The sequence below is a fragment of the Mycobacterium sp. SMC-4 genome, from assembly GCF_050205565.1.
GTDB lineage: Bacteria > Actinomycetota > Actinomycetes > Mycobacteriales > Mycobacteriaceae > Mycobacterium.
Map to the genome: position 1 here is coordinate 256594 of NZ_JBNMQU010000001.1, position 24143 is coordinate 280736.

At 65.9% G+C, this 24143-nt stretch carries 18 protein-coding genes; 2 read left to right on the forward strand and 16 right to left on the reverse strand.

Features of this window, described 5'->3' with window-relative positions:
• Positions 1-59: 59 nt before the first annotated feature.
• Positions 60-1535, reverse strand: a complete 1476-nt coding sequence (locus ACQI46_RS01280) for a cytosine permease (RefSeq protein ID WP_427092129.1) — start codon at positions 1533-1535, stop codon at positions 60-62.
• Positions 1532-1747, reverse strand: coding sequence for a hypothetical protein (locus tag ACQI46_RS01285; protein ID WP_427092130.1), 216 nt, complete (start codon positions 1745-1747; stop codon positions 1532-1534). The genes ACQI46_RS01280 and ACQI46_RS01285 overlap by 4 nt, the downstream gene beginning before the upstream one ends.
• 500 nt (positions 1748-2247) lie before the next feature.
• Between ACQI46_RS01285 and gnd the strand changes: the two genes are divergently transcribed.
• A complete protein-coding gene (gene gnd, locus ACQI46_RS01290) occupies positions 2248-3132 on the forward strand; it encodes a phosphogluconate dehydrogenase (NAD(+)-dependent, decarboxylating) (protein ID WP_427092131.1) in 885 nt (294 codons plus the stop codon).
• Positions 3133-3146: 14 nt separating this feature from the next.
• Here gnd and fgd read toward each other — a convergent pair whose 3' ends face one another.
• Positions 3147-4148 (reverse strand): glucose-6-phosphate dehydrogenase (coenzyme-F420), encoded by a 1002-nt coding sequence (gene fgd / locus ACQI46_RS01295; protein ID WP_427092769.1) that lies wholly within the window; start codon positions 4146-4148, stop codon positions 3147-3149.
• 31 nt (positions 4149-4179) lie between these two features.
• Entirely contained in the window at positions 4180-5295 is a 1116-nt protein-coding gene (locus ACQI46_RS01300) for an LLM class flavin-dependent oxidoreductase (protein WP_427092132.1), read from the reverse strand.
• A gap of 259 nt (positions 5296-5554) precedes the next feature.
• On the opposite strand from ACQI46_RS01300, the gene ACQI46_RS01305 reads away from it, so the two are divergent.
• Positions 5555-6019 carry a MaoC family dehydratase gene (locus ACQI46_RS01305; protein ID WP_427092133.1) on the forward strand — a complete coding sequence of 155 codons (465 nt, stop codon included), beginning with the start codon at positions 5555-5557 and terminating at the stop codon, positions 6017-6019.
• Between the two features lie 43 nt (positions 6020-6062).
• On the opposite strand, the gene ACQI46_RS01310 is transcribed toward ACQI46_RS01305, so the two are convergent.
• The 12 genes from ACQI46_RS01310 to ACQI46_RS01365 all read right to left on the reverse strand — a co-directional run bounded on the left by ACQI46_RS01310 (position 6063) and on the right by ACQI46_RS01365 (position 24100).
• Positions 6063-6620, reverse strand: coding sequence for a carboxymuconolactone decarboxylase family protein (locus tag ACQI46_RS01310; RefSeq protein ID WP_427092134.1), 558 nt, complete (start codon positions 6618-6620; stop codon positions 6063-6065).
• 14 nt (positions 6621-6634) lie between these two features.
• On the reverse strand, positions 6635-7408 hold the full coding sequence (locus ACQI46_RS01315; protein WP_427092135.1) for an enoyl-CoA hydratase family protein: 774 nt from the start codon (positions 7406-7408) through the stop codon (positions 6635-6637).
• Positions 7408-8676 carry a bifunctional 3,4-dihydroxy-2-butanone-4-phosphate synthase/GTP cyclohydrolase II gene (locus ACQI46_RS01320; protein ID WP_427092136.1) on the reverse strand — a complete coding sequence of 423 codons (1269 nt, stop codon included), beginning with the start codon at positions 8674-8676 and terminating at the stop codon, positions 7408-7410. Before ACQI46_RS01320 ends, ACQI46_RS01315 begins: the two co-directional genes overlap by 1 nt.
• 155 nt (positions 8677-8831) lie before the next feature.
• A complete protein-coding gene (locus ACQI46_RS01325; protein WP_427092137.1) occupies positions 8832-9842 on the reverse strand; it encodes a calcium/sodium antiporter in 1011 nt (336 codons plus the stop codon).
• Positions 9843-9929: 87 nt separating this feature from the next.
• Complete coding sequence (locus ACQI46_RS01330; RefSeq protein ID WP_427092138.1) at positions 9930-13883, reverse strand: DNA-directed RNA polymerase subunit beta'; 3954 nt, start codon at positions 13881-13883, stop codon at positions 9930-9932.
• 41 nt (positions 13884-13924) lie between these two features.
• Complete coding sequence (locus ACQI46_RS01335) at positions 13925-17443, reverse strand: DNA-directed RNA polymerase subunit beta (RefSeq protein ID WP_427092139.1); 3519 nt, start codon at positions 17441-17443, stop codon at positions 13925-13927.
• Positions 17444-17818: 375 nt separating this feature from the next.
• Complete coding sequence (locus ACQI46_RS01340; protein WP_427092140.1) at positions 17819-19441, reverse strand: alpha/beta hydrolase; 1623 nt, start codon at positions 19439-19441, stop codon at positions 17819-17821.
• A 352-nt stretch (positions 19442-19793) separates the two neighbouring features.
• Positions 19794-20876 carry an ABC transporter ATP-binding protein gene (locus ACQI46_RS01345; protein ID WP_427092141.1) on the reverse strand — a complete coding sequence of 361 codons (1083 nt, stop codon included), beginning with the start codon at positions 20874-20876 and terminating at the stop codon, positions 19794-19796.
• Positions 20877-21035: 159 nt separating this feature from the next.
• Positions 21036-21428, reverse strand: coding sequence for a 50S ribosomal protein L7/L12 (gene rplL / locus ACQI46_RS01350; RefSeq protein WP_427092142.1), 393 nt, complete (start codon positions 21426-21428; stop codon positions 21036-21038).
• 64 nt (positions 21429-21492) lie between these two features.
• Positions 21493-22020: a 50S ribosomal protein L10 gene (gene rplJ, locus ACQI46_RS01355; RefSeq protein WP_427092143.1), complete on the reverse strand. Its 528-nt coding sequence runs from the start codon at positions 22018-22020 to the stop codon at positions 21493-21495.
• Between the two features lie 221 nt (positions 22021-22241).
• A complete protein-coding gene (locus tag ACQI46_RS01360) occupies positions 22242-23150 on the reverse strand; it encodes an ROK family protein (protein ID WP_427092144.1) in 909 nt (302 codons plus the stop codon).
• Complete coding sequence (locus ACQI46_RS01365; RefSeq protein WP_427092145.1) at positions 23147-24100, reverse strand: helix-turn-helix transcriptional regulator; 954 nt, start codon at positions 24098-24100, stop codon at positions 23147-23149. Before ACQI46_RS01365 ends, ACQI46_RS01360 begins: the two co-directional genes overlap by 4 nt.
• Positions 24101-24143: the final 43 nt, after the last annotated feature.

Genomic DNA, 24143 nt, shown 5'->3' on the forward strand with positions numbered 1-24143 from the left:
CCGGATATGAGAGGGGCCTGCGGCGAGATGCCGCAGGCCCCTCTTTCACTCCCGGCCGGCTACAGGCCTATTTCGTGCGTCTCGACGTCCACATGCCTGGGGGCCTTGCACGTCGGGTATCCGCCGAGCCCGCTCGGAATCACCCAGCACACCGACAGGACCCAGTAGAGCAGTGCGGAGACCGCCATCGTGGGGATCGTCGCCGTCAGGTACTCGAAGGCGCCCACGCCGGCCTCGCCGGTCAATGGGTTGTACATCCATAGGTACGTGGCGATACCAGCGATCAACGCGACTACGGCAGCCGGGTTGACGCCGCCCCAATACCAGTACTTCGTCCCCTGCTTTGGGGTGAAGACGTGCCGAATGTCGATCTGGCTGCGGCGCAGGACGAAGAAGTCCACCGTCAGAACGGCCACCAGCGGTGCCACCGGCAACGCCAGACCGGCGACGATGACGGCATAGGAGGCCAGCACCTGGTGGGCGAAGAACGTCGCGACCACGGCGGGCGCCGCGATCACACACATGACCACCCAGGACGGGATCTTCATCATGCCCTGCGATTGGCGCGCCGCGACCGTGGCGACATAGATCATGACGATCAACGCCGTGATGTTCGCGACCACGATGAACATCATGGCCAGAGCGCCACCCACCGGGCCCATCAGGTCATACATCCACAGCGTGGGATCGGCCGAGCCGACGGCCAGTGCGGCGAAGATACCGACCGCGGTGATCGGCAGAATCAGGTACGACCAGGCGACGGTGCTGCCGTGGATCGCCAGCCGGGGCGAGCTCACAAGACGGAACATCGCACCGGTGGTGATCCAGTAGCCGAAGCCGGTCGCCAAACCGAACTCGACGGCACGAACATAGGCGCCGGGGATGGTGAGTTCCGGATCGGGCCGCAGCGACCACAGATCGACCAAGCCGTACCGGCTGATCAGCGCCCAGGCGAGCGCGATGAGCAGAACCATGAACAACGGGAAGATGATCCAGTTGGCCACCCGTTCCAGGATGGACGGCCCGATCTTGGCGATCACCACGCAGAAGATCAGCGCCGTCGTGGCGCACACCGCACCGACGAAGCCCCCAGATGACATACCCAAGGTGACCTCCGCGAACTGCCCGAAGGCCGCCGCCATCAGCGAGACCAGGATGAGCGTGGTCACCGTCATACCGGCGAACACCACCAACCGCACGAACTGGGCACCGCGCGAGCCCAGCACTGTCCGGGCGGCATCGGTGAGGTCGACACCGAACCGACTCGAGATCACACCGGTGAACAACGACCCCAGGACGAGCGAGATCGTCTGCCCCAGGATGAAGGCCGCGAATCCCTGCAGGGGCGGCAGGATGGAGCCCAGATAGCCGCCACCCAACAACGACCAGGTAGCGGCACCGTAGAGGAAGGCCTGCAGGACCCAGGTGTACCAACGGTTGTAAATCCGGTCCCCGGAGAGCACCGGGATGCGGCCCATCAGGGCATGTTCGTGGAAATCCGCTCCACTTGCCGTGGTCCCGCCGTCTTTGCTCATGCGGTGCCCACCAGCAGAGCCAGCAACGCGGGAAACAGCACATAGGCTGCGGCGATGATCAGCCAGTCGCGAGCGGTCAGCGGGCTGAAAGCCGGATTCCCATTCTGGTATTCCGCACTCTCGATCTTCAACACGGCGTCGCGTAACGCCTGGTCGAGATCCGAGCCGGTCTCCCTCCCGACATCCGGCGCCGGGGTAGGCGTAGTCGCCATAGGTGGGGTGTTCCTTCCATCCTGTCGCGGACAATCGCCGCAACGGTCTCAACTGCAGCTCGCAGCCTCGCGCGGGGCCGAAGCACGGGCGCCGGTCGCACAGCACCCATCCTCGCCACCGGAATTATTGTCGGCGTCAGTAGGTCCGCCCACCATCCCCGAAAAGGGGGAACGCGGGGCGACCTGTTGGACAAATCGTGTAACGCAGGTAACACGCCGTTCACCAGACGCAGATATGCCACAGGCCGGACCACCGGCGGGGAACTGACCGCCGACGACGCCGTTTTGCGCTCCGCGGGCCGCCAGGGCTGGTCCATCAACGTGAATATCACTGTGCCAAGGCGTTTCTCGTGGATCTATCCAGTGCGATATCATCCCCGCCGGGTTGCCACCACAGCGTGCGGCCCCTCGAAAGACTTGGATTCAGTCACTTGGCCACTGTTGGCCGCATCCGCTCTTCCACGCTGGGCTGGTCCACGACCACAACGGAGGGTTTCACCATGCAATTGGGTCTCGTCGGGCTGGGCAAAATGGGCTTCAACATGCGGGAACGACTTCGTCGGGGCGGCCATGAGGTCATCGGCTACGACACACGTAGCGAGATCAGCGATGCACCGACGCTTGCCGCACTCGCCGAGTCGCTGTCTACGCCACGCATCGTCTGGGTGATGGTTCCCTCCGGGGCCATCACGACCGAGACCATCGGCTCACTGGCCGAGGTGCTGAGCCCGGGAGATCTGGTGATCGACGGCGGCAACTCCCGCTACACCGATGACATCCCCCACGCAGAGCTGTTGGGCAAGAAAGGGATTGGGTACATCGATGCCGGTGTTTCCGGCGGCGTCTGGGGCCTGACCGAGGGGTATGGCCTGATGATCGGTGGCAGCGACGAGGATGTCGCTCGTGCCATGCCGATCTTCGACACCCTTCGCCCCGATGGTGCGCTCGAGGACGGATTCGTCCACGCCGGACCGGTCGGCGCCGGACATTTCACCAAGATGGTGCACAACGGTATCGAATACGCCCTGATGACCGCGTATGCCGAAGGCTACGAGATGCTGACCGCCGAGGCCCTGGTACGGGACCCACAAGCGGTGATCCAGGCCTGGTCCAACGGCACGGTCGTGCGGTCGTGGCTGCAACAGCTGCTCGCCAAAGCCCTTTGCGAAGATCCCGGACTCGCCGGCATCAGCGGGTACACCGAGGATTCCGGCGAGGGCCGCTGGACGGTGGAAGAAGCCATCCGACTCCGGGTTCCGGTACCGACCATCGCGGGGTCGCTGTTCGACCGGTTCCGGTCCCGCCAGGACGACTCACCCGCCATGAAAGCCGTTGCCGCCCTGCGCAATCAGTTCGGTGGGCACTCCGTCAAGCGCAGCCACTAGGGGGCCGACCGGTGTCAGCACAGCTTCCGCAACCGCGGTTCGAGGTCGCGTTGGAACAGTTCGAGGAAGCGGCGCTGATCGTGGCCGGGGGCGTGGAACACCAGATGGTTCAGACCCCAGTCGACGTAGTCTTTGACCTTCTCCACCGCCTGGTCCGGATCCGAGGCCACGATCCAGCGCTTGGCGACCTGCTCGATCGGCAACTCGTCAGCAGCCTTCTCCATCTCCATCGGATCATCGATGGAATGCTTCTGCTCAGCAGTCAACGACAACGGCGCCCAGAACCGCGTATTCTCCAGCGCCAGTTCAGGATCGGTGTCATACGAGATCTTGATCTCGATCATCTTGTCGATTTTTGCGACGTCGCGCTCGGCCTTCTCCGCACCCTCACGCACCGCCGGGATGAGCTTGTCCTTATACAGCTCCTCGCCCTTGCCCGAGGTACAGATGAACCCGTCCCCGGCCCGGCCGGCGTACTTGGCCACCACCGGACCACCCGCAGCGATATAGACCGGCACCCCATCCTCGGGCACGTCATAGATCGACGCCCCTTTGGTGTAGTAGTAGTCGCCCTCGAAGTCCACCCGGTCACCCAGCCACAACTCGCGCATCAACCGCACCGACTCCCGCAGCCGCGCAAAGCGCTCCTTGAAATCTGGCCAATCCCCCTCATAACCCGTGGCGATCTCATTCAGCGCCTCCCCGGTCCCCACGCCCAGGAAGATCCGCCCCGGATACAGACACGCCATCGTCGCGAACGCCTGCGCAATCACCGCCGGGTTGTACCGGAACGTCGGCGTCAACACCGAGGTCCCCAACTGAATCCGCTCGGTGCGCTCTCCGACCGCCGTCATCCACGCCAACGAAAACGGCGCATGCCCACCCTCATGACGCCACGGCTGGAAATGATCACTGACCGTCGCACTGTCCATCCCATGCGATTCGGCCAACACCGCCAACTCCACCAGCTCGCGCGGGGCGAACTGCTCTGCCGACGCCTTATAGCCCAGTCTCAGTCCAGGTTTGGTTTCAGCCACGTCGATCCGTTCAGACCGCCGCCACCGCGTTGGCGCCGTACTGGACACCCAGGTCGCCACCCACGTCGTAGGCCTTCAGCGCCGGCACCACATGCTTGGCGATGAGGTCGAAGTTCTTGTCCGCAACGGCCCTGGACATCCCGCCGTACGACGGCACGATCGCAATACCCCCGGCGTCGATGCGGTCGACATACGAGATCAGCTTCTCGACGACCTGGTCGGGGGTACCCCACACCTGGAGATCGGCCAGGAAGTTCGCAAACCCGTCGACACCGTGCTTTTCGATGTTGCGGGCCAGGTTGCCGTAGTACTCGTAACCCTCGATCTTCTCGAAGCCGACGTTGTCGAACTCGTAGTGCTCGACCGTCGACAGCGCATAGCCCTTGAGGTACCGATCGCGCATCTCCTGGGCTTCGGCTTCAGTCTCGCCCACCCCCACGTAGACGTTGATCAGCGGCTTGGGCGGCTCCTCACCGCGCAGCTCGTTGTACCGGGCACGGTAGTTGTCCAGATCGGCCTGCACTGTGGGCCAAGGCTTCTGGGCGATCACCATCAGGCCCACCCCCAGCCGGGCCATGATGTCCATCGACTCCGGGGACACCGCCGAGGCGAAGGTCCGGCCACGCACCGAGGCATACGGCTCCGGCCGAATCTCGCACCGCGGCTGCTTGTAGAGGTTCCCGTCGTACTCCATCACGCCCGTCTCGAGGGCGTTCAGGATCGCCTCGGAGTACTCCACGAAACGACGCCGCGATTCACCCATCTCCAGCCGGAAGGCGTCGAACTCCACCCGCCCAAGACCGCGGCCCAGGCCGAGCATCGCGCGGCCCTGGCTGAGGTTGTCCAGGACCACGAAGCTCTCCGCGGTACGGATGGGGTCCTGCCATGGCAACACACTCACCGCCGTCCCCAACCGCAACGTCTCGGTCTGACCGGCGATCCAGGCCAACACCTGCGGCACATTCGGGGTCAGCATGTAGTCGGTGAAGTGATGCTCGGGCATCCACAGCGAGTCGAATCCCACCTTCTCTGCCAATTGCGCGTACCGCAGCTCAGCCGCCATGACCTCCCGGTCGGGGCTGGTGCGCCCCAGGTTCTGGACATTCAGATTCAGACCAATGTGCACTCTGAGAACCCCTTACTCGTCTCTCCGCCAGTTTCTTCCGACCGGTCGGTATGTAAGCCCGATACTACGGCCCTCGCGCCGAAACGTAAAGCCTCTACACGACTCTGGGGAATCGACCGTCGCCGCGTCGTCGGAGCCGACGATGCCGACTCGACATACCGATTGGTACTTTCGGCGGGGCCGCTGTTCCGACAACCCGTGCCGGCCGGACCGGGGCCTCCCCCAAGTGATCACCGCCGAGACGAGAGGCGCCCCTCCCATGATGACTTTCCATTCGATCGACCAGATGAAAGCCGCCGTCGGCCAAGAACTCGGTGTCACCGATTGGGTTCAGATCGACCAGCAGCGGGTGGATGCATTCGCCGAGGTCGCCGGTGACGATCAGTGGATTCACGTCGACGTGGAGCGGTCCCGGAACGAGGGTCCGTTCGGCGAGACCATCGCGCACGGCTTTCTGACCCTGTCGCTGACGTCCTGGCTCGGTAGCCAGATCTTCCAGGTCGACATTCCGGAGCCTCGGCTCAACTACGGGCTCAACAAGGTGCGCTTCCCCCATCCGGTCCGCGTGGGGTCGCGCATCCGTGCCCACGCCACGATCGCCGAAGTGAACGATGTCGCGGCCGGAACCCAGGTGATCACCCGGTACACCATCGAGATCGAAGGGGAGTCGAAGCCGGCATGCGTTGCCGACACCATCTCCTTGGTGCTCGCGTCGAACACGTAGGCATCCGCCGAGCCGGCCTCGCCATCGGGTGAGGCCGGTTCGGCTAGTCGCTCTGTGTCGATTCGAGCAGCCGAGCCACCGACGGATCCAGCTCCACGCCAATCCCTTTGATGACCAGAGCCAGCATCTGATAGAAGCCGACGAGGACCAGCAGTTCGGTTCGCTTGACGTCACCCCAGGACTCCAGGCTCGCCCACGTGGAATCACTCACCCCACCGGTCGAGAGCAGTTCGTCGACGAACGCCAGCAGTGACGCATCCTCTGCCGACCACGTGTGCGACGTACCGGGATCGAGCGCCGCATCGATCTCGGCAGCGGACAGACCGGCCTTCTCGCCGGCGATCCACCGATGCTGTCCCTCTTCGTAAGCGCTGTCGCACGTGCCCGCCACGCGCAGGATCACCAACTCCCGCTCGCGCAACGGAATCGAGCCGTGCACCATGAAATACCCGCCGAGCGCGTTGACGCGACGCATCAGTTGCGGTTGATGCGCCAGCGTCGCGAACACGTTGACGGGCGTGCCATCGGGGGCGTGCAGCGTCTTGGAGAGCGCCTGGCGCTGCTCTTCGTCGGGTTCGCGGACGGGTTCGATACGCGGCATGTTCGGCCTGCCTCCTACTGGATCCAATTCGGCTGTCGTCTCTCCCGGAACGCGGCGATACCCTCACGTGCCTCCGCGGAATCGAACAACCGGGCAGCATTGCGGGCCAGGCGATCGGCTCTCCGATCGAATATCTCCAGAACCGGCTCGGTGGTCAGCGCCTTCGACGACCGAAGTCCCTGAGGAGAGCCCAACGCGATCGCCGCGGCCAGGTCCGACACGGTCGCCTCGACGTCCTCGGCGGCAATGGTCACCAAGCCCATCTCTGCCGCCTCGCGCGCGCCGAACTTCTCTCCCGTGAGGAAGTAGCGGTCCGATGCGCGCGGACTCACCCTGGGGAGCAGCGTCATCGAGATGATGCCCGGAGCAACCCCGATCCGTGCCTCTGTCAGGGCGAAGGTACTCGAGGGTCCGGCCACCGCGATGTCACAGGCTGCGGCCAGACCGAGCCCGCCGGCCCGGACATGACCGTCGATGGCGGCGATGACCGGCACCGGAAGCTCCAGTATCCGGCGCAACAGTTTGACGAGACCATCCATGTGGTCGTCGCCTTCCGCAGCCGAGCGTTCGCTCGACACCTGAGCCAAATCGACTCCTGCGCAGAACGTTCCACCGGTATGCCCCAGGACGACTGCCCGCAGAGCGGGGTTGCCCAGTACGTCGTCCAGACCGCGATGCAGCTCGTCGATGAGCCTGGTCGACAGTGCATTCCGATTGGCCGGCGAATCCAGAGTGAAGCGGGCCACCGGACCTTCGACTGTGTGGCGAACCAACGTCGTAACTGCCACTACCGGACCAACTGCAGCGGCCTCGAAGCCCGTTGGCCCGGCACGTCAGCATCCAGGCCCGGCAGGTCATGTCCCATCCGGTCTCGCTTATCAGCCAGATAGGAGATGTTGTGTACGTTCGGTGGGATGCAGAGAGGGACCCGGCCCGCGATGTCGACACCACCGGCGGACAAGCTCTCTACCTTGTCCGGGTTGTTGGTCAGCAACCACACCGGCCCGATCCCGAGATCGGCGATGATGGAGACGGCGTCGCTGTAATCGCGTGCGTCGGCTGGGAATCCCAGCTCCAGGTTCGCCTCGACAGTGTCACGACCGTTGTCCTGCAAGGCATATGCGGCCAGTTTGCACTGCAAACCGATTCCGCGGCCCTCGTGACCACGGAGATAGATGACAACTCCGCGGCCCAGATCCGCGATGCGGCGCAGCGACTCGTCGAGTTGGGGACCGCAGTCGCAGCGCCGCGAACCGAAGACGTCGCCGGTCAGGCATTCCGAATGGACCCGAACCAGCACCGGCTCGTCGGTGTCGATGTCACCCTTCACCAACGCCACGTGGTCGTTGCCATTCACCACAGAACGGTATCCAATGGCAGTGAAATCGCCTGCGGCGGTGGGCATCCGGGTCACAGCACCACGTTCGACCAGCGACTCGGTGCGCCGGCGGTACTGCACCAGCTGTTCGATCGAGATCATGGCGAGGCCGTGTTCGTCGGCGAAGTCACGCAGCTGCGGCCCGCGCTTCATCGTGCCGTCGTCGTTGACGATCTCGACGAGGATGCCGACCGGATGCAGCCCGGCCGCCCGCGCCAGGTCCACCGCCGCCTCGGTGTGACCGCGGCGCACCAGCACACCCCCGTCGCGGGCCCGCAGCGGGAACATGTGCCCGGGACGAGTCAGCTGGTCGGCGGTGGTCGCGGGCTCGGCCAACAGGCGTGCCGTCCGGGCGCGATCGGCGGCCGAGATACCGGTGGTGACACCGTCGGCGGCGTCGACCGACACGGTAAAGGCGGTGCCCTTCGGGTCCTGGTTGTTCGACGTCATCGACGGCAGGGCCAGCGCATCGACGACGTCCCCCGGCATCGGCACACAGATCACGCCACTGGAGTACCGCACCGTGAAGGCCATCAGCTCCGGCGTCGCGGCCTGCGCCGCGAAGATGATGTCGCCTTCGTTCTCGCGGTCGGCGTCGTCGACCACGACGACGGGCCGCCCGGCCGCGACCTCTGCGATCGCTCGGTCGACGTCATCCAACCGTACGGTGTCGTCCATGGGGTCTCCTTGCCTGTGTGCCAGCCGTCGAGGCGTTCGAGAATCAGGGCGTTGGCCGCAATCCCTCTCGCTCGAACCGCGGCGCGTAACTAACGGACCGGTCGGTATGTAGGAAGCTAGCTGCGACCCACGTCATAGTCAACCGCCACGTGAGATCAGGTCTGCGTCGCGAACAGCAGCGTCAGGTAGACGAGATATGCGGCGACCATCGCACCGCCCTCGACCCGGCTGACCCGCCGACCCGACATGAAGATCGGGATGCACAGTAGCGCGACCGCCACCATGATCGGGATGTCCACCCGCACCAGACTGTCCGGCAAGGCCAAACCGCCGGCCGGCACCAGGCAAGTCACACCGAGGATCAGGAGGATGTTGTAGATGCTGCTGCCGACCAGGTTGCCGATCGCGATGTCGCGGTCACCGCGGATCGTGGACACCACCGTCGTCACCAACTCGGGAGCCGACGTCCCGATCGCGACGACCGTCAAACCGATCAGTGCTTCGGACACCCCCATCTGACGCGCGATCCCGACCGCGCCGTCGACGAGCCAGTCTGCGCCGATCACCACCAGCGCGATACCACCCAACGTCATCGCGACGTGCAGTGCGGTGCGGCGCCGCGCGGCGGTGGCGATCGCCACCTCGTCGAGCGGGCCGAACTCCGCACCGAACTCGGTGGCGACCTCCGAAGCGAACTCGTCCTCGACCACATGCGGCTCGTGCCGAGCCGAGCGGATCACCGCGACCGTATAGGCCAGCGCGCACACCACGAGGATCACACCGTCGACCCGCGACATCACGCCGTCGGACGCCAGGACCAACAACAGCACCGCGGCGGCCGCCATCATCGGCAACTCGAACCGGATGGTCCGCACCTGCAGCGCCAGCGGCACCAGCAACGCGCTCAGCCCGAGGATCAACAAGATGTTGACAACGTTGGTGCCGGCGATGTTGCCCACCGCGAGCGCCCCGCTGCCGTCCCTGGCGGCGACCACCCCCACCGCCAGCTCGGGCATGCTCGTCCCGATCGACACCACCGTCAGCCCGATGACGATCGGACTGATACCCAACCGCGCGGCCACCTGCGCGCCGCCCCGGACCATGATCTCTGCACCGACCACCAGCAGCGCCAGACCGAACAGGAACCACAGCGCATTCATCAGCATCGTGTCGAGGATGTCCTCACCGCGTCGGAGAACAGCGAAGCCCCCGCAAGAGCGGGGGCTTCGCCTTCTATCGGCTTTCCGTACGGCTCAGCGGTAGTCGCTGTAACCGTAGTCGTCCAGCGGCACCGCAGCACCGGTCGCCTGGCCGAAGTCCGGGCTGTAGTACTGATCCTCGTAGGACGGGATCGTGTACGCCGCAGCGCGGGCCTCTTCGGTGGGCTGCACCTGGATGTTGCGGTAGCGGTTGATACCGGTACCGGCCGGGATCAGCTTGCCGATGATCACGTTCTCCTTCAGACCCTGCAGCTTGTCGCTGCGGCAGTTGATCGCCGCATCGGTCAGCACGCGAGTGGTCTCCTGGAACGACGCCGCCGACAGCCACGAATCGGTGGCCAGCGACGCCTTCGTGATACCCATCAGCACCGGACGACCGGCCGCGGGCTCGCCACCCTCGGCCACGACGCGACGGTTCTCGGTCTCGAACTCGCCACGCTCGGTCAACGAGCCGGGCAGGAACTCCGTCGAACCCGAATCGATGATCGTGACGCGACGCAGCATCTGCCGGACGATGACCTCGATGTGCTTGTCGTGGATCGACACACCCTGAGCGCGGTACACCTCCTGGACCTCCTTGACGAGGTGGATCTGCACCTCGCGGGGACCCTGGACACGCAGCACCTCGTGCGGATCGGCCGAGCCTTCCAGCAGCTGCTGACCCACCTCGACGTGGTCACCGTCGGCGAGCAGCCGCTCGGAACCGTCGTCGTGCTTGTAGACCTTCAGGCGCTGACGACGCGACAGCTTGTCGTACACGACCTCCTCGCCCCCGTCGTCGGGAACGATGGTGATCTTGTAGAACTTGTCGCTCTCCTCGAGCTGAACCCGCCCGGAGACGTCGGCGATCGGGGCACGGTTCCGCGGAATACGCGCCTCGAACAGCTCCTGCACACGGGGCAGACCACCGACGATGTCGGCGCCACCGGTGACACCACCCTGGTGGAAGGTACGCATCGTCAGCTGCGTGCCGGGCTCACCGATGGACTGGGCGGCCACGATGCCGACGGCCTCGCCGATGTCGACCAGCTTGCCGGTCGCCATCGAACGGCCGTAGCACATGGCGCACACGCCGGTGCCCGTGGTGCAGGTCAGCACCGAGCGGACCTTCACCTCGGTGATGCCGGCTGCCAGCAGTGCGTCGATCGCCGGATCGCCCAGGTCGTGGCCACGCTCGACGACGACGTTGCCGTCCGCGTCGACCGCGTCCTGCGCCAACGTACGGGCGTAAGCCGAGGTCTCGATGTGCTGATCACGCACCAGCGTGCCGTCATCCTGCCGCTCGGCGAGCGTGACGGTGATCCCGCGTTCGGTCTCACAGTCGGTCTCGCGAACGATGACGTCCTGCGACACGTCCACCAGACGACGGGTCAGGTAACCCGAGTCGGCGGTACGCAGGGCGGTGTCGGCCAGACCCTTACGGGCACCGTGGGTGTTGATGAAGTACTCCAACACCGTCAGACCCTCACGGAACGAGGACTTGATCGGGCGCGGGATGAACTCACCCTTCGGGTTGGTCACCAGACCCTTCATGCCGGCCAGGGTGCGCGTCTGGGTGAAGTTACCCGTGGCACCGGACTTCACGATCGTGATGATCGGGTTGTCCTCCGGGTAGTAGTCCTCCAGCGCCTTACCGACCTCTTCTGTGGCGTCCTGCCAGATCTTGACCAGAGCCTCGTTGCGCTCGTCGTGGTTCAGAGCGCCGCGCTGGTACTTCTTCTCGATGCCGTCGGCCTCGGATTCGTACCGCTCCAGGATCTCCTGCTTCTGCGGCGGCACCAGCACGTCGGCCATCGACACGGTGACCCCCGAACGGGTGGCCCAGTAGAAGCCGGCGTCCTTGAGCTTGTCCACGGTCTGCGCGACGACGATCATCGGGAACCGCTCCGCGAGATCGTTGATGATCCGGGCCTGCACCTTCTTGTGCATCTGCTCGTTGACGAACGGATAGCCGTTGGGCAGCAGCTCGTTGAACAGCACCCGGCCCAGCGTCGTCTCCGCCGTCCACGGCTGACCGAAGGTCCAGCCTTCCGGGAACAGCTCGGCCTCGGCGTCGGCCGGCGGACGCTGCTGCGTCAGCCGGACGCGGATCTTGGCCCGCACGCTCAGCGCGCCGCGGTCCATCGCCATGATCGCCTCGGCGGGCGAGCTGTACACGCCCGCTTCCGGGCCGTCGTTGCCGGCCGGCTGGTACTCGCCCTTGTCCCCCTCGACCATGGTGGTCAGGTAGTACAGGCCGGTCACCATGTCCAGACGCGGCATGGCCAGCGGGCGGCCCGACGCCGGCGACAGGATGTTGTTCGAGGACAGCATCAGGATGCGGGCCTCGGCCTGCGCCTCCGCGCTCAGCGGAAGGTGCACGGCCATCTGGTCGCCGTCGAAGTCGGCGTTGAACGCCTCACACACCAGCGGGTGCAGCTGGATGGCCTTGCCCTCGACCAGCTGCGGCTCGAAGGCCTGGATACCCAGACGGTGCAGCGTGGGTGCGCGGTTGAGCAGCACCGGGTGCTCGGCGATGACCTCTTCGAGGACATCCCACACCTGGGGACGCTGCCGCTCGACCATGCGCTTGGCGCTCTTGATGTTCTGCGCGTGGTTCAGGTCGACCAGACGCTTCATCACGAACGGCTTGAACAGCTCCAGAGCCATCAGCTTGGGCAGACCGCACTGGTGCAGCTTCAGCTGCGGGCCGACGACGATCACCGAACGACCCGAGTAGTCGACGCGCTTACCGAGCAGGTTCTGGCGGAAGCGGCCCTGCTTGCCCTTGAGCAGATCGGACAGCGACTTCAGCGGACGGTTGCCCGGTCCGGTGACCGGACGGCCGCGGCGACCGTTGTCGAACAGCGCGTCCACCGACTCCTGAAGCATCCGCTTCTCGTTGTTGACGATGATCTCGGGCGCACCGAGATCGATCAGTCGCTTGAGGCGGTTGTTGCGGTTGATCACGCGGCGGTACAGGTCGTTCAGGTCGGAGGTGGCGAAACGGCCACCGTCGAGCTGGACCATCGGGCGCAGCTCCGGCGGGATCACCGGAACCGCGTCGAGCACCATGCCCATCGGCGAGTTGCTGTTGGTCTGGAACGCCGCGACGACCTTGAGCCGCTTGAGCGCGCGCAGCTTCTTCTGGCCCTTGCCGTTGCGGATGGTGTCGCGCAGCGAGTCGGCCTCGGCGTCGATGTCGAAGGTCTCGATGAGCTTCTTGATCGACTCGGCACCCATGGCGCCTTCGAAGTACTCGCCGTAGCGGTCCTGCAGCTCGCGGTAGAGCAGCTCGTCGACGATCAGCTGCTTGGGAGCCAGCTTGGTGAACGTCGTCCAGATCTCGTCGAGCCGGTCGAGCTCACGCTGGGCGCGGTCGCGCAGCTGACGCATCTCGCGCTCGCCGCCGTCGCGCACCTTGCGGCGCACGTCGGACTTTGCGCCCTCTTCCTCGAGCTCCTTCATGTCGGCCTCGAGCTTCTGGGCCCGGGCCTCGAGGTCGGCGTCGCGCTGATCCTCGATCGCCTTGCGCTCGACGGCCATCTCGGCCTCGAGCGTGGACAGCTCGTTGTGCCGCATCTCGTCGTCGACGGCGGTGATCACATAGGCCGCGAAGTAGATGATCTTCTCGAGATCCTTCGGGGCCAGGTCGAGCAGGTAGCCCAGGCGCGACGGGACGCCCTTGAAGTACCAGATGTGGGTGACCGGCGCGGCCAGTTCGATATGGCCCATCCGCTCACGACGCACCTTGGCGCGAGTGACCTCGACGCCGCAGCGCTCACAGATGATGCCCTTGAAGCGGACGCGCTTGTACTTGCCGCAGTAGCACTCCCAGTCGCGAGTCGGTCCGAAGATCTTCTCGCAGAACAGGCCGTCCTTCTCCGGCTTCAGCGTGCGGTAGTTGATGGTCTCCGGCTTCTTGACCTCGCCGTAGGACCAGTTGCGGATGTCGTCCGCAGTGGCCAAGCCGATGCGGAGTTCATCGAAGAAGTTGACGTCGAGCACGTAACTCCCTTTCCCCTTGCGGGATTTGTAGCCAATAACTCTTAAGCGAGATCTTCGACGGAGGCGGACTCGTTGCGGGACAGGTTGATTCCGAGGTTGGCAGCGGCACGCTCCAGGTCCTCGTCGTCGCCGTCACGCATCTCGATGGCCGCGCCGTCGCTGGAGAGCACCTCGACGTTGAGGCACAGCGACTGCAGCTCCTTGAGCAGAACCTTGAACGACTCCGGAATACCCGGCTCGGGAATGTTCTCGCCCTTCACGATCGCCTCGTAGACCTTGACGCGACCGACGGTGTCGTCGGACTTGATCGTCAAGAGCTCCTGCAGCGTGTACGCCGCGCCGTAGGCCTGCATGGCCCAGCACTCCATCTCACCGAACCGCTGACCGCCGAACTGCGCCTTACCGCCCAGCGGCTGCTGGGTGATCATCGAGTACGGGCCGGTCGAGCGGGCGTGGATCTTGTCGTCCACCAGGTGGTGCAGCTTCAGGATGTACATGTAGCCCACCGTCACCGGGTACGGGAACGGCTCACCGGAACGACCGTCGTAGAGCACGGCCTTGCCGTCGGCGTTGACCATGGTCTCGCCGTCGCGGTTGGGCAGCGTCGATCCGAGCAGACCCTGCAGCTCACCTTCCTGCGCACCGTCGAACACCGGGGTGGCGACGATGCTGTCCGCGGGAGCCGAGTGCAGCTCCTCGGGCAGCTTCTCCGCCCAGTCCGGGATCCCTTCGGTACCTGCGACGTTGATGTTCCAGCCGGCCTTGGCGACCCACCCGAGGTGGGTTTCCAGGATCTGGCCGATGTTCATACGACGCGGCACACCGTGGGTGTTCAGGATGATGTCCACCGGGGTGCCGTCGGGCAGGAACGGCATGTCCTCGACGGGCAGGATCTTGCCGATGACGCCCTTGTTGCCGTGGCGTCCGGCCAGCTTGTCGCCGTCGGAGATCTTGCGCTTCTGCGCGACGTAGACGCGCACCAGCTCGTTGACGCCGGCGGGCAGCTCGTCGTCGTCCTCGCGGGAGAACACGCGGATGCCGATGACCTTGCCGGACTCACCGTGCGGCACCTTCAGCGACGTGTCGCGGACCTCGCGCGCCTTCTCACCGAAGATCGCGCGGAGCAGCCGCTCCTCCGGGGTCAGCTCGGTCTCACCCTTCGGGGTGACCTTGCCGACCAGGATGTCGCCGTCGCGGACCTCGGCGCCGATGCGGACGATGCCGCGCTCGTCGAGGTCGGCCAGCACCTCGTCGGAGACGTTCGGGATGTCCCGGGTGATCTCCTCGGCGCCCAGCTTGGTGTCGCGGGCGTCGATCTCGTGCTCTTCGATGTGGATCGAGGTGAGCACGTCCTCCTCAACCAGCCGGTTGGAGAGGATGATCGCGTCCTCGTAGTTGTGGCCCTCCCACGGCATGATCGCCACGAGCAGGTTCTTGCCCAGCGCCATCTCACCGTTCTCGGTGCACGGCCCGTCGGCGATGACCTGACCGGCCTCGACACGCTGGCCGGCGTCGACGATCGGACGCTGGTTGGCGCAGGTGCCGTGGTTGGAACGTGCGAACTTGCGCATCCGGTAGGTGTGTCGGGTGCCGTCGTCGGCCATCACGGTCACGTAGTCCGCGCTGACCTCTTCGACCACGCCCGCCTTCTCGCTGACGACGACGTCGCCCGCGTCGATCGCGGCGCGCAGCTCCATACCGGTGCCGACCAGCGGGGCCTCGCTGCGGACCAGCGGAACCGCCTGGCGCTGCATGTTGGCACCCATCAGGGCACGGTTGGCGTCGTCGTGCTCGAGGAACGGGATCATCGCCGTCGCGACCGACACCATCTGGCGCGGCGAGACGTCCATGTAGTCGACCTCGGTGCTGGAGACGTACTCGACCTCGCCGCCCTTCCGGCGGACCAGCACACGCTCCTCTTCGAACCGGCCTTCGGCGTCGGTCGGCGAGTTGGCCTGCGCGACGATGTAGCGGTCCTCTTCGTCGGCGGTCAGGTACTGGATCTCGTCGGTGACGACTCCGTCGACGACCTTGCGGTACGGGGTCTCGATGAAGCCGAACGGGTTGACCCGGGCATACACCGACAGCGAGCCGATCAGACCGATGTTGGGACCCTCGGGGGTCTCGATCGGGCACATGCGGCCGTAGTGGCTGGGGTGCACGTCGCGGACCTCGAGGCCGGCACGCTCACGGGACAGACCGCCGGGGCCCAGCGCCGACAGACGACGCTTGTGGGTCAGACCCGACAGCGGGTTGTTCTGGTCCATGAACTGCGACAGCTGCGACGTTCCGAAGAACTCCTTGATCGCCGCCACGACGGGACGGATGTTGATCAGGGTCTGCGGGGTGATCGCCTCGACGTCCTGGGTGGTCATGCGCTCGCGGACGACGCGCTCCATCCGGGACAGACCGACACGGATCTGGTTCTGGATCAGCTCGCCGACGGTGCGCAGACGACGGTTGCCGAAGTGGTCGATGTCGTCGACCTCGACGGGCACCTCGACGCCGCCGGGCACGGTCATCACCTTGTCGCCCTGGTGCAGGCGCACCAGGTACTCGATGGTCGCGACGACGTCCTCTTCGGTCAGCGTCGTGGTGGCGATCGGCTGACCGGCGTTGAGGCCGAGCTTCTTGTTGACCTTGTAGCGACCGACGCGGGCCAGGTCGTAGCGCTTCTCCTTGAAGAACAGGTTCTCCAGCAGGGTCTGCGCGGACTCCTTGGTGGGCGGCTCGCCCGGGCGCAGCTTGCGGTAGATGTCGAGCAGCGCCTCGTCGGTGCCGGCGGTGTTGTCCTTCTCCAGCGTGGACATCATGATCTCGGAGAAGCCGAAGCGCTCGGTGATCTGCTCGTTGGTCCAGCCGAGCGCCTTGAGCAGCACGGTGACGGGCTGCCGACGCTTGCGGTCGATGCGCACACCCACGGTGTCGCGCTTGTCGACGTCGAACTCCAGCCATGCGCCGCGGCCGGGGATGACCTTGACGCTGTGCAGGGTCTTCTCGGTGGACTTGTCGATCGACTCGTCGAAGTACACACCGGGCGAACGGACCAGCTGGCTCACCACGACACGCTCGGTGCCGTTGATGATGAAGGTGCCCTTCTCGGTCATCATCGGGAAGTCACCCATGAAGACCGTCTGGCTCTTGATCTCACCGGTGTTGTTGTTGATGAACTCCGCGGTGACGAACAGCGGAGCCGCGTACGTCATGTCCTTGTCTTTGCACTCGTCGACCGGTGCCTTGACCTCGTCGAAGCGCGGGTCGGAGAAGGACAGCGACATCGAGCCGGAGAAGTCCTCGATGGGGCTGAGCTCCTCGAGCACCTCCTGCAGACCACCCCGGGGGTCCACATCGCCGCGGTCGACCGCGCGCTGGAACCACGCCTCCGAGCCGATCAGCCACTCGAATGACTCGGTTTGGACATCGAGGAGCCCGGGAACCTCGAGTGGCTCACGGAGCTTCGCGAAGGAAATTCGATTGGGGGCTCCGGGAACGGAGCTATTAGTAGTAGCAGTCTGTGACTCGATCTGGCGGGACCCTGCCAAGATGCATCCTTCCAGCACCTCATGCGACGTTCGTGAAGCCCAGGTGCCGACGTGCACCGGACCGTTCGCCGCGAATCTGCGTCGGTTCGGCTGGCTTCACCAACCTGTCCGGACACAAGGCACGCGTCTAGATCTCTGAGAAACCCTCAGAGGACCGCGTGCGAAGCGGGTCTTGGAAAACCGGAGTGGGCAGGATGCAGCCAGCGCAACGTCCAACGATAGCGCAGGACGCGACATTCCTCAACATCCGAATGCGTCCTGCGCTCGCTGCGGCGCGTGGCCGGTCGGGCGCTGGCGTGCCTTCTCAACCCGTGCATACATGCTGGCCAATAGATTGGCCCGGTTTCGTCGTGTCGTCAAGAGATAACGCGGTGTTGCTGAGGACTTTTTCACTCAGACCAGGACGGACCGCGTGCGCAGCGCCGGCGTCGCCGGCGCGCTGGGCAACCGGTGGCAGCTCGGTGCGCTGGGGTTGAACAGGCAGGTGAAGACCTCGCCCAGCGATGTCAGCGGAAGGGTCTCGACCGGCAACACGTCGACCGCGGGGCGCCACCACCAGCCCGTCGGAATCTCCAGCGACGAGCCCGGAGCACCGTAGAGGTGGGCGGTGTGAGTGCCGTTGAGCAGGTCGTTCATCCAACCGGCCACGACGATCTCGCTGGTGGCCACGTTCCAGGGGGCGGAGAAGCCGGTCGCCAGCGAGGCCAGGAACTGCACGATGGGGCTCGTGCTTCGCATCGTGTCGGAGTGTTTGCCACCGCCGATCTGGATACCGGTGAACTCGCCGGGACGCGCCTGGGACAGCCGGTAGTTGGCGGCGCCGTAGCCGTTCCAGCTGTCCGGCTCGGCGGACAGGTTGTACACCGGGATCGACGTCGGGATCTTGTCCAGAGCCGCGGCCATGGCCCCGAGGAACGGCACCCCGTCGAGCATGACGACACCGGCGAGGTTCGCGGCGCCGCCACGTTCGGCGTAGTAGCCCGCAGCGCCGACCGCCGCGCCGCCGCCCGCGGAGTGGCCGGCGAAGACGACTCGGTCGGGCAACCGCTCCGTGTAACCGGCCAGGCGGGCGCTGGCATGCAACGCTTCGCGGTCACCGAGGAACAGATCGGCGATGACGCTGTGCGTGTGGGGCAGCATCAGCGGATAGTCGGCAAAGTCGAGGACGTTCCACGTCAGCGTCGGGGCGACGACGATGCTGTTGGTCTTCTCCGCGAGATAGGCCGCGGTCGCGTTGTAGAACGACGCCGTGGCCAGGATTCCGTGCTGGAGATAGATGATGCCGGTCGGGCGCTTCGTGCTGGTCGGGAAGTACCAGTCGGCTTTCACCTCGAGGCCGTCGCCGAGCACCAGGGTCGACCGCTCGGCGCGGACCCGGCTGCCGAACGGCGCGCGCAGGGGGCCGGCGAGGAACTCCATGGTGCGGGTGTAGAGGTTGTAGAACGCGGTGCCGATGTCGTTGAACGTGTCGAACATCTTGGCCAGACCGTTGGTGGCGCCGAGCCACGGGTTCTCGATGGACGCGGCACGCAGGACGACGGCGTCATCGGGTGACGAAAGATCGGTCTCGATGCTGCGCACGAGGCCGCTGTCCGATGGATCGGTGTCGGCTTCGTCGACCTCGGGCTCCGTCGGCCGCTCGACCGGGGTCTCGTCCGTCCCGTCGAGGTCTTTTCCGTCCGGGACCTCCGCGTCGAGGTCCTCCGTGTCGAGTATCGGACGCTCGGCCTTGACGCGGTCCGCGTCCTGTTCGGCCTCGGCGTCGGCGTCTGTGTCCTTCTCCCGCGCCGCGCGGCGCGACTCCACCCGTTCGGCCCGCGCGCCTCGCGACGACTCGTCGCGTCGTGTCTGCGGTCCGGCTTTCGCGTCGCCCGCCCGCGAAGACGCCGGTGTTCCCGAATCTGCTGACGACGCGCCGTCGTCGGCACCGGCCACGCCCGCTCCCGCGAGCATCGCCGCCGACATTCCTCCCGCCAGTACGCCCGCGCCGAACAGCACTCGATAGCGGTCGATCATGGGTTTCTCCTGGGGTCGTAGCGCCGGAATTTACGCGGGCGTTCGATTCTGGCAAACTCTAACGGCGGCACGCCGAATATCGCAACCCCTAGACCCGAAAATTTGACGAGCGCGTGTCGCGCCTCTGATTTCCCAGCTAGATGAACTGCCGCCGTAAGCTCTCTGCGGACTGCTTCGCGTAACGGATAACAGTTGTTCACCGTTGACATCTGTCACGTGGAATGTAGCAACGCCTGCCACTTTCGCACCGGCGGTCGCAGGTCGTTTCCTGCGCAATCAGTGCCCGGACATGACAAAAGCCGGGTCCGGACCGTGTGGTCCGAACCCGGCTTCGAGTGGTCTGACTAGCCGGTCAGCGTTCCCCCGCCACCGGGATGCGTCCAGTCGGCGCATCGTCGGCGACGTGCTGTTGCTGCGTCGTGCCGTCCTCGGGGTAGTCGCGCACCGGATACTGCTGGGTGCCCTCCAGATCCGCGCGGATCGCTTCCTGCGCAGCCGACGGCAGCGTGTGCATGATCTCGCGCACCCGCGCCTGACGGCGGCCTACGGCCTTGCGCTCCGGCATGCCCGGCGTGGCCTGGATCTGCGGCGGCACGCCTTCGATCTCTTCGACACCACCGTCGTGGTGGCCGGCGTCGATCATGGCCTGCTCCTCGGCCATCGTCGACTCGTCCTTCTCCTCGGACATACCGATGGGGCCGATCCGGCGACCGTTCAGGAACTGCTTGACCACGGGCTCTTCGCTGGTCAGCAGCACCTCACGCGGGCCGAACATCACCAGGTGCTTGCGGAACAGCATGCCCATGTTGTCCGGCACCGTGCGGGCGATGTTGATGTTGTGCGTGACGATCAGGATGGTGCAGTCGATCTGCGCGTTGATGTCGATCAGCAGCTGCGACAGGTAGGCGGTACGCACCGGGTCCAGACCGGAGTCCGGCTCGTCGCAGAGGATGATCTGCGGGTCCAGCACCAGCGAGCGCGCCAGCCCGGCACGCTTGCGCATACCGCCGGAGATCTCGCCCGGGAACTTGTTCTCGTCACCGCCCAGACCGACCAGGTCGAGCTTCTCCATGACGATCTTGCGGATCTCGCTTTCCTTCTTCTTCGTGTGCTCACGAAGCGGGAACGCGGTGTTGTCGTAGAGGCTCATCGAGCCGAAGAGCGCGCCGTCCTGGAACATCACGCCGAACAGCGTGCGGATCTCGTAGAGCTCCTTGGCCGAGCACTCGATGATGTTGGTGCCGTCGACGATGATCTTGCCGCGCTCGGGCCGCAGCAGACCGATCAGCGACTTCAAGAACACCGATTTGCCGGTACCCGACGGGCCGAGCAGAACACTGACCTCACCTGCCGGGAGGTCGAACGTGACGTCCTCCCAGATTCGCTGGGCGCCGAAGGACTTGGTCAGTCCCTCAATCTGAATGCCAATGCCCACACGGATTCCTCTCAACCAGTCCCGGATTCCTGCCACACATCCCGCCTGTGGCTTGAGTCACTGTAACCTACCGGCTTACCCGAGCACACTCGGTCCGCCGAAGACGACTGTGGGGCCGGTCTGTTTGCCAGACCAGCCCCACAGCTGACGTTCTCGGTCTTACTTGACGGTGACCGTCGCGCCGGCAGCCTCGAGCTTGCCCTTGGCATCCTCGGCGGCGTCCTTGTTGACCTTCTCGAGCAGCGGCTTGGGAGCGCTGTCGACGAGGTCCTTGGCCTCCTTGAGGCCCAGGCCGGAGACGATCTCGCGGACGACCTTGATGACGCCGATCTTCTTCTCACCGGCGGACTCGAGGATGACGTCGAACTCCGACTGCTCCTCGGCGGCCTCGGCCGGTGCGCCACCGGCGGCGGGGCCGGCAGCGGCCACGGCGACCGGAGCGGCAGCGGTGACCTCGAAGGTCTCCTCGAACTTCTTGACGAACTCGGACAGCTCCAGCAGCGTCAGCTCCTTGAAGGCGTCGAGCAGTTCGTCGGTGGACAGCTTGGCCATGATGGTCCTTCCTGATTCTTACTTCGTAAGTAGTGGGGTGTGCAGGGTGAAGCGGCCGGTACTGCTAAGCGGCCTCTTCGCCTTCCTTCTTCTCTTGCAGCGCGGCAGCCAGACGCGCGACCTGCGACGCCGGAGCGTTGAACAGACCAGCGGCCTTGGACAGATTCGCCTTCATCGCGCCGGCCATCTTGGCCAGCAGCACCTCGCGCGACTCGAGGTCCGCGATGCGGTTGACCTCGTCGACGGACAGCGCGCGGCCGTCCATGTAGCCGCCCTTGATGACCAGCGCCTTGTTGTCCTTGGCGAAGGTCTTGATCGCCTTGGCGGCGTCGACGGCCTCGCCCTTGACGAACGCGATCGCGGTGGGACCGACGAACAGGTCGTCGAGTCCTTCGATGCCCGCCTCCGCCGCGGCACGCTTGACCAGCGTGTTCTTGGCAACGGTGTAGTTGGCGGAGTCACCGAGCGAACGGCGCAGGTCCTTGAGGTGGGCGACGGTCAGTCCGCGGTACTCGGTGACCAGCGTCGCCGAAGCCTCCTTGAACTGCTCGGCGATCTCGGCAACCGCGGTGGCCTTGTCAGCCTTGGCCATGCATGCCTCCTCGTGGTGGATATTCGGGGTTGTCCCACCGCCGACCGTGAGAAGGCCGAGAAAACACGAACGCCCCGACGCAGACAGGTCGGGGCGCACGGATACGTACTGGCCTCGTCCTCCTGCGTGGGCCGCCGGGTGATTACCCGGACCTTCAACCAGATGCTCTGGTGACCGACGGTCTTCGGTGGAACTGCACCACCATACCTTCTGGGCTGCGATCAGCCAAAACGCTGCGCGAGCGCGGCCGCTCCGATCAGCCCCGCCTCGGCGCCCAACTCGGCGGGCAGCACGCGCAGGTCCCGCAGGAACGTCAACCCGGTGTGACTGCGCAACGCCTCGCGTAGAGGGTCGAACAGCAGTGCTCCTGCATCGGCGACACCGCCGCCGACGACGACCAGGTCCAGGTCGCACACCGCGGCCACCGACGCGATCATGCGGGCCAACGCGTCGCCGCCGCGCCGGAACGCACGCAGCGCCACGTCGTCCCCGCCGAGCGCGGCCGCGGCCAGATCGCGCGCCGACGCACCGCCGGACCACCCGTGGGCACGTGCCCATCTGACCAGGTTCGGGCCGGACGCGACGGTCTCGACGCAGCCACGGCCGCCGCACGCACAGGGCTGTCCGTCGGGTTCGACGACGACGTGTCCGACGTGTCCCGCGTTGCCGGTGCGCCCGTGCAGCGGACGGCCGTCGAGCACCAGTCCGCCACCGACACCGGTCGAGACCACCATGCCGAGGACGTGCCTCGCGCCGCGGGCGGAGCCGCGCCGGCTCTCTCCGAGTGTCATGCACACGCCGTCACCGGCGAGATGCACAGGCCCCCGCGTGGTCTCGGCCAGCCGTTCGACAAGCGGGAAGTCGTGCCAGGCACCGATGTTGATCGGGCTGACGGTGCCGCGCGCCAGGTCGATCGGACCGGCCGCGGACACTGCGACGGCGGTGGGCACGGCCGTCGATCCCTCGGTGATGTCGGCCAGCAGTGCCGCGACCGCGTGCCAGATCTGTTCGGCGTCGCCGGCCGGAGTGGGACAGCGCCGGGTTCGGAGCAACGTTCCGTCGGCGTCGACGAGGGCGGCGGCCAGTTTGGTGCCGCCGATGTCGAGGGCCACCACGACGTCGCCGCTCATTGGGCCGCCGCCGCTGCCAGCCGGTCTGAGATCACGCGCATCGCCGCGACGAGTTCGGGCGGTTCGAGCACCTCGAACGCGCAGTCGGGCAGCGCCAGCCACGCCACCATGCGCATCGGGTCGTCGGCACCAGCGGTCAGGATGCACGCGTCCGGACCGTCCTGCTCGATGTCCACCGATGCCGTCGAAAAGTACTGTGCCACAAACTCACTCGATGCCAGGTAGCGCACGCGGGCTATGTAGGGGTACGGCGAGGAACTGATCGCGCGCCGTACGTAGGACGCGGGGTCGGGTGCGGTTCGGGGGTGGAACGTGGCGCCTGTGGCGACGACGTTCGACATGCGGTCCAGACGCAGGCTGCGCCAGTCGTCGCGGTCGCGGTCGAAACACAGGAGATACCAGCGGCGTCCGGTGGTCACCAGGTGGTAGGGCTCGACGCGCCGCTCGGTGACGGTTCCGCGGATGTCGACGTAGGTGGCGGTGACCTGCTCGTGGTCCCGGCTGGCGCGCGCCAGCGTCATGAGGACGTCGGGTGCGACCGGAGTGTCCGTGGCCGGCCCCAGGGTGACCGTCGACTCGTGGACCGCGGCGACCTGGGAACGCAACCGGGCCGGCATCACCTGGTCGAGTTTGGTCAATGCGCGCAGCGCCGACTCCCCCACCCCGGCGATGCTGCCGCTGGCCGCCACCTGCAGGCACACCGCCATCGCGACCGCTTCCTCGGGATCGAGCAGTAACGGCGGCAGCGCGGCGCCGGCACCGAGCTGGTAACCGCCGCCGACTCCGGCGCTGGCGTGTACGGGATAGCCGAGCTCGCGCAGCCGGTCGACGTCGCGGCGGACGCTGCGGGTGGTGACGCCGAGGCGCTCGGCGAGTTCGTCGCCGCTCCAGACGCGCCGCGACTGCAACAGGCCGAGCAGCTGCAGGACGCGGGCGGTGGTTTCGGACACTCCACCAGTGTCCCGCGATTGAGGACAGAAGTTGTCCGCATTG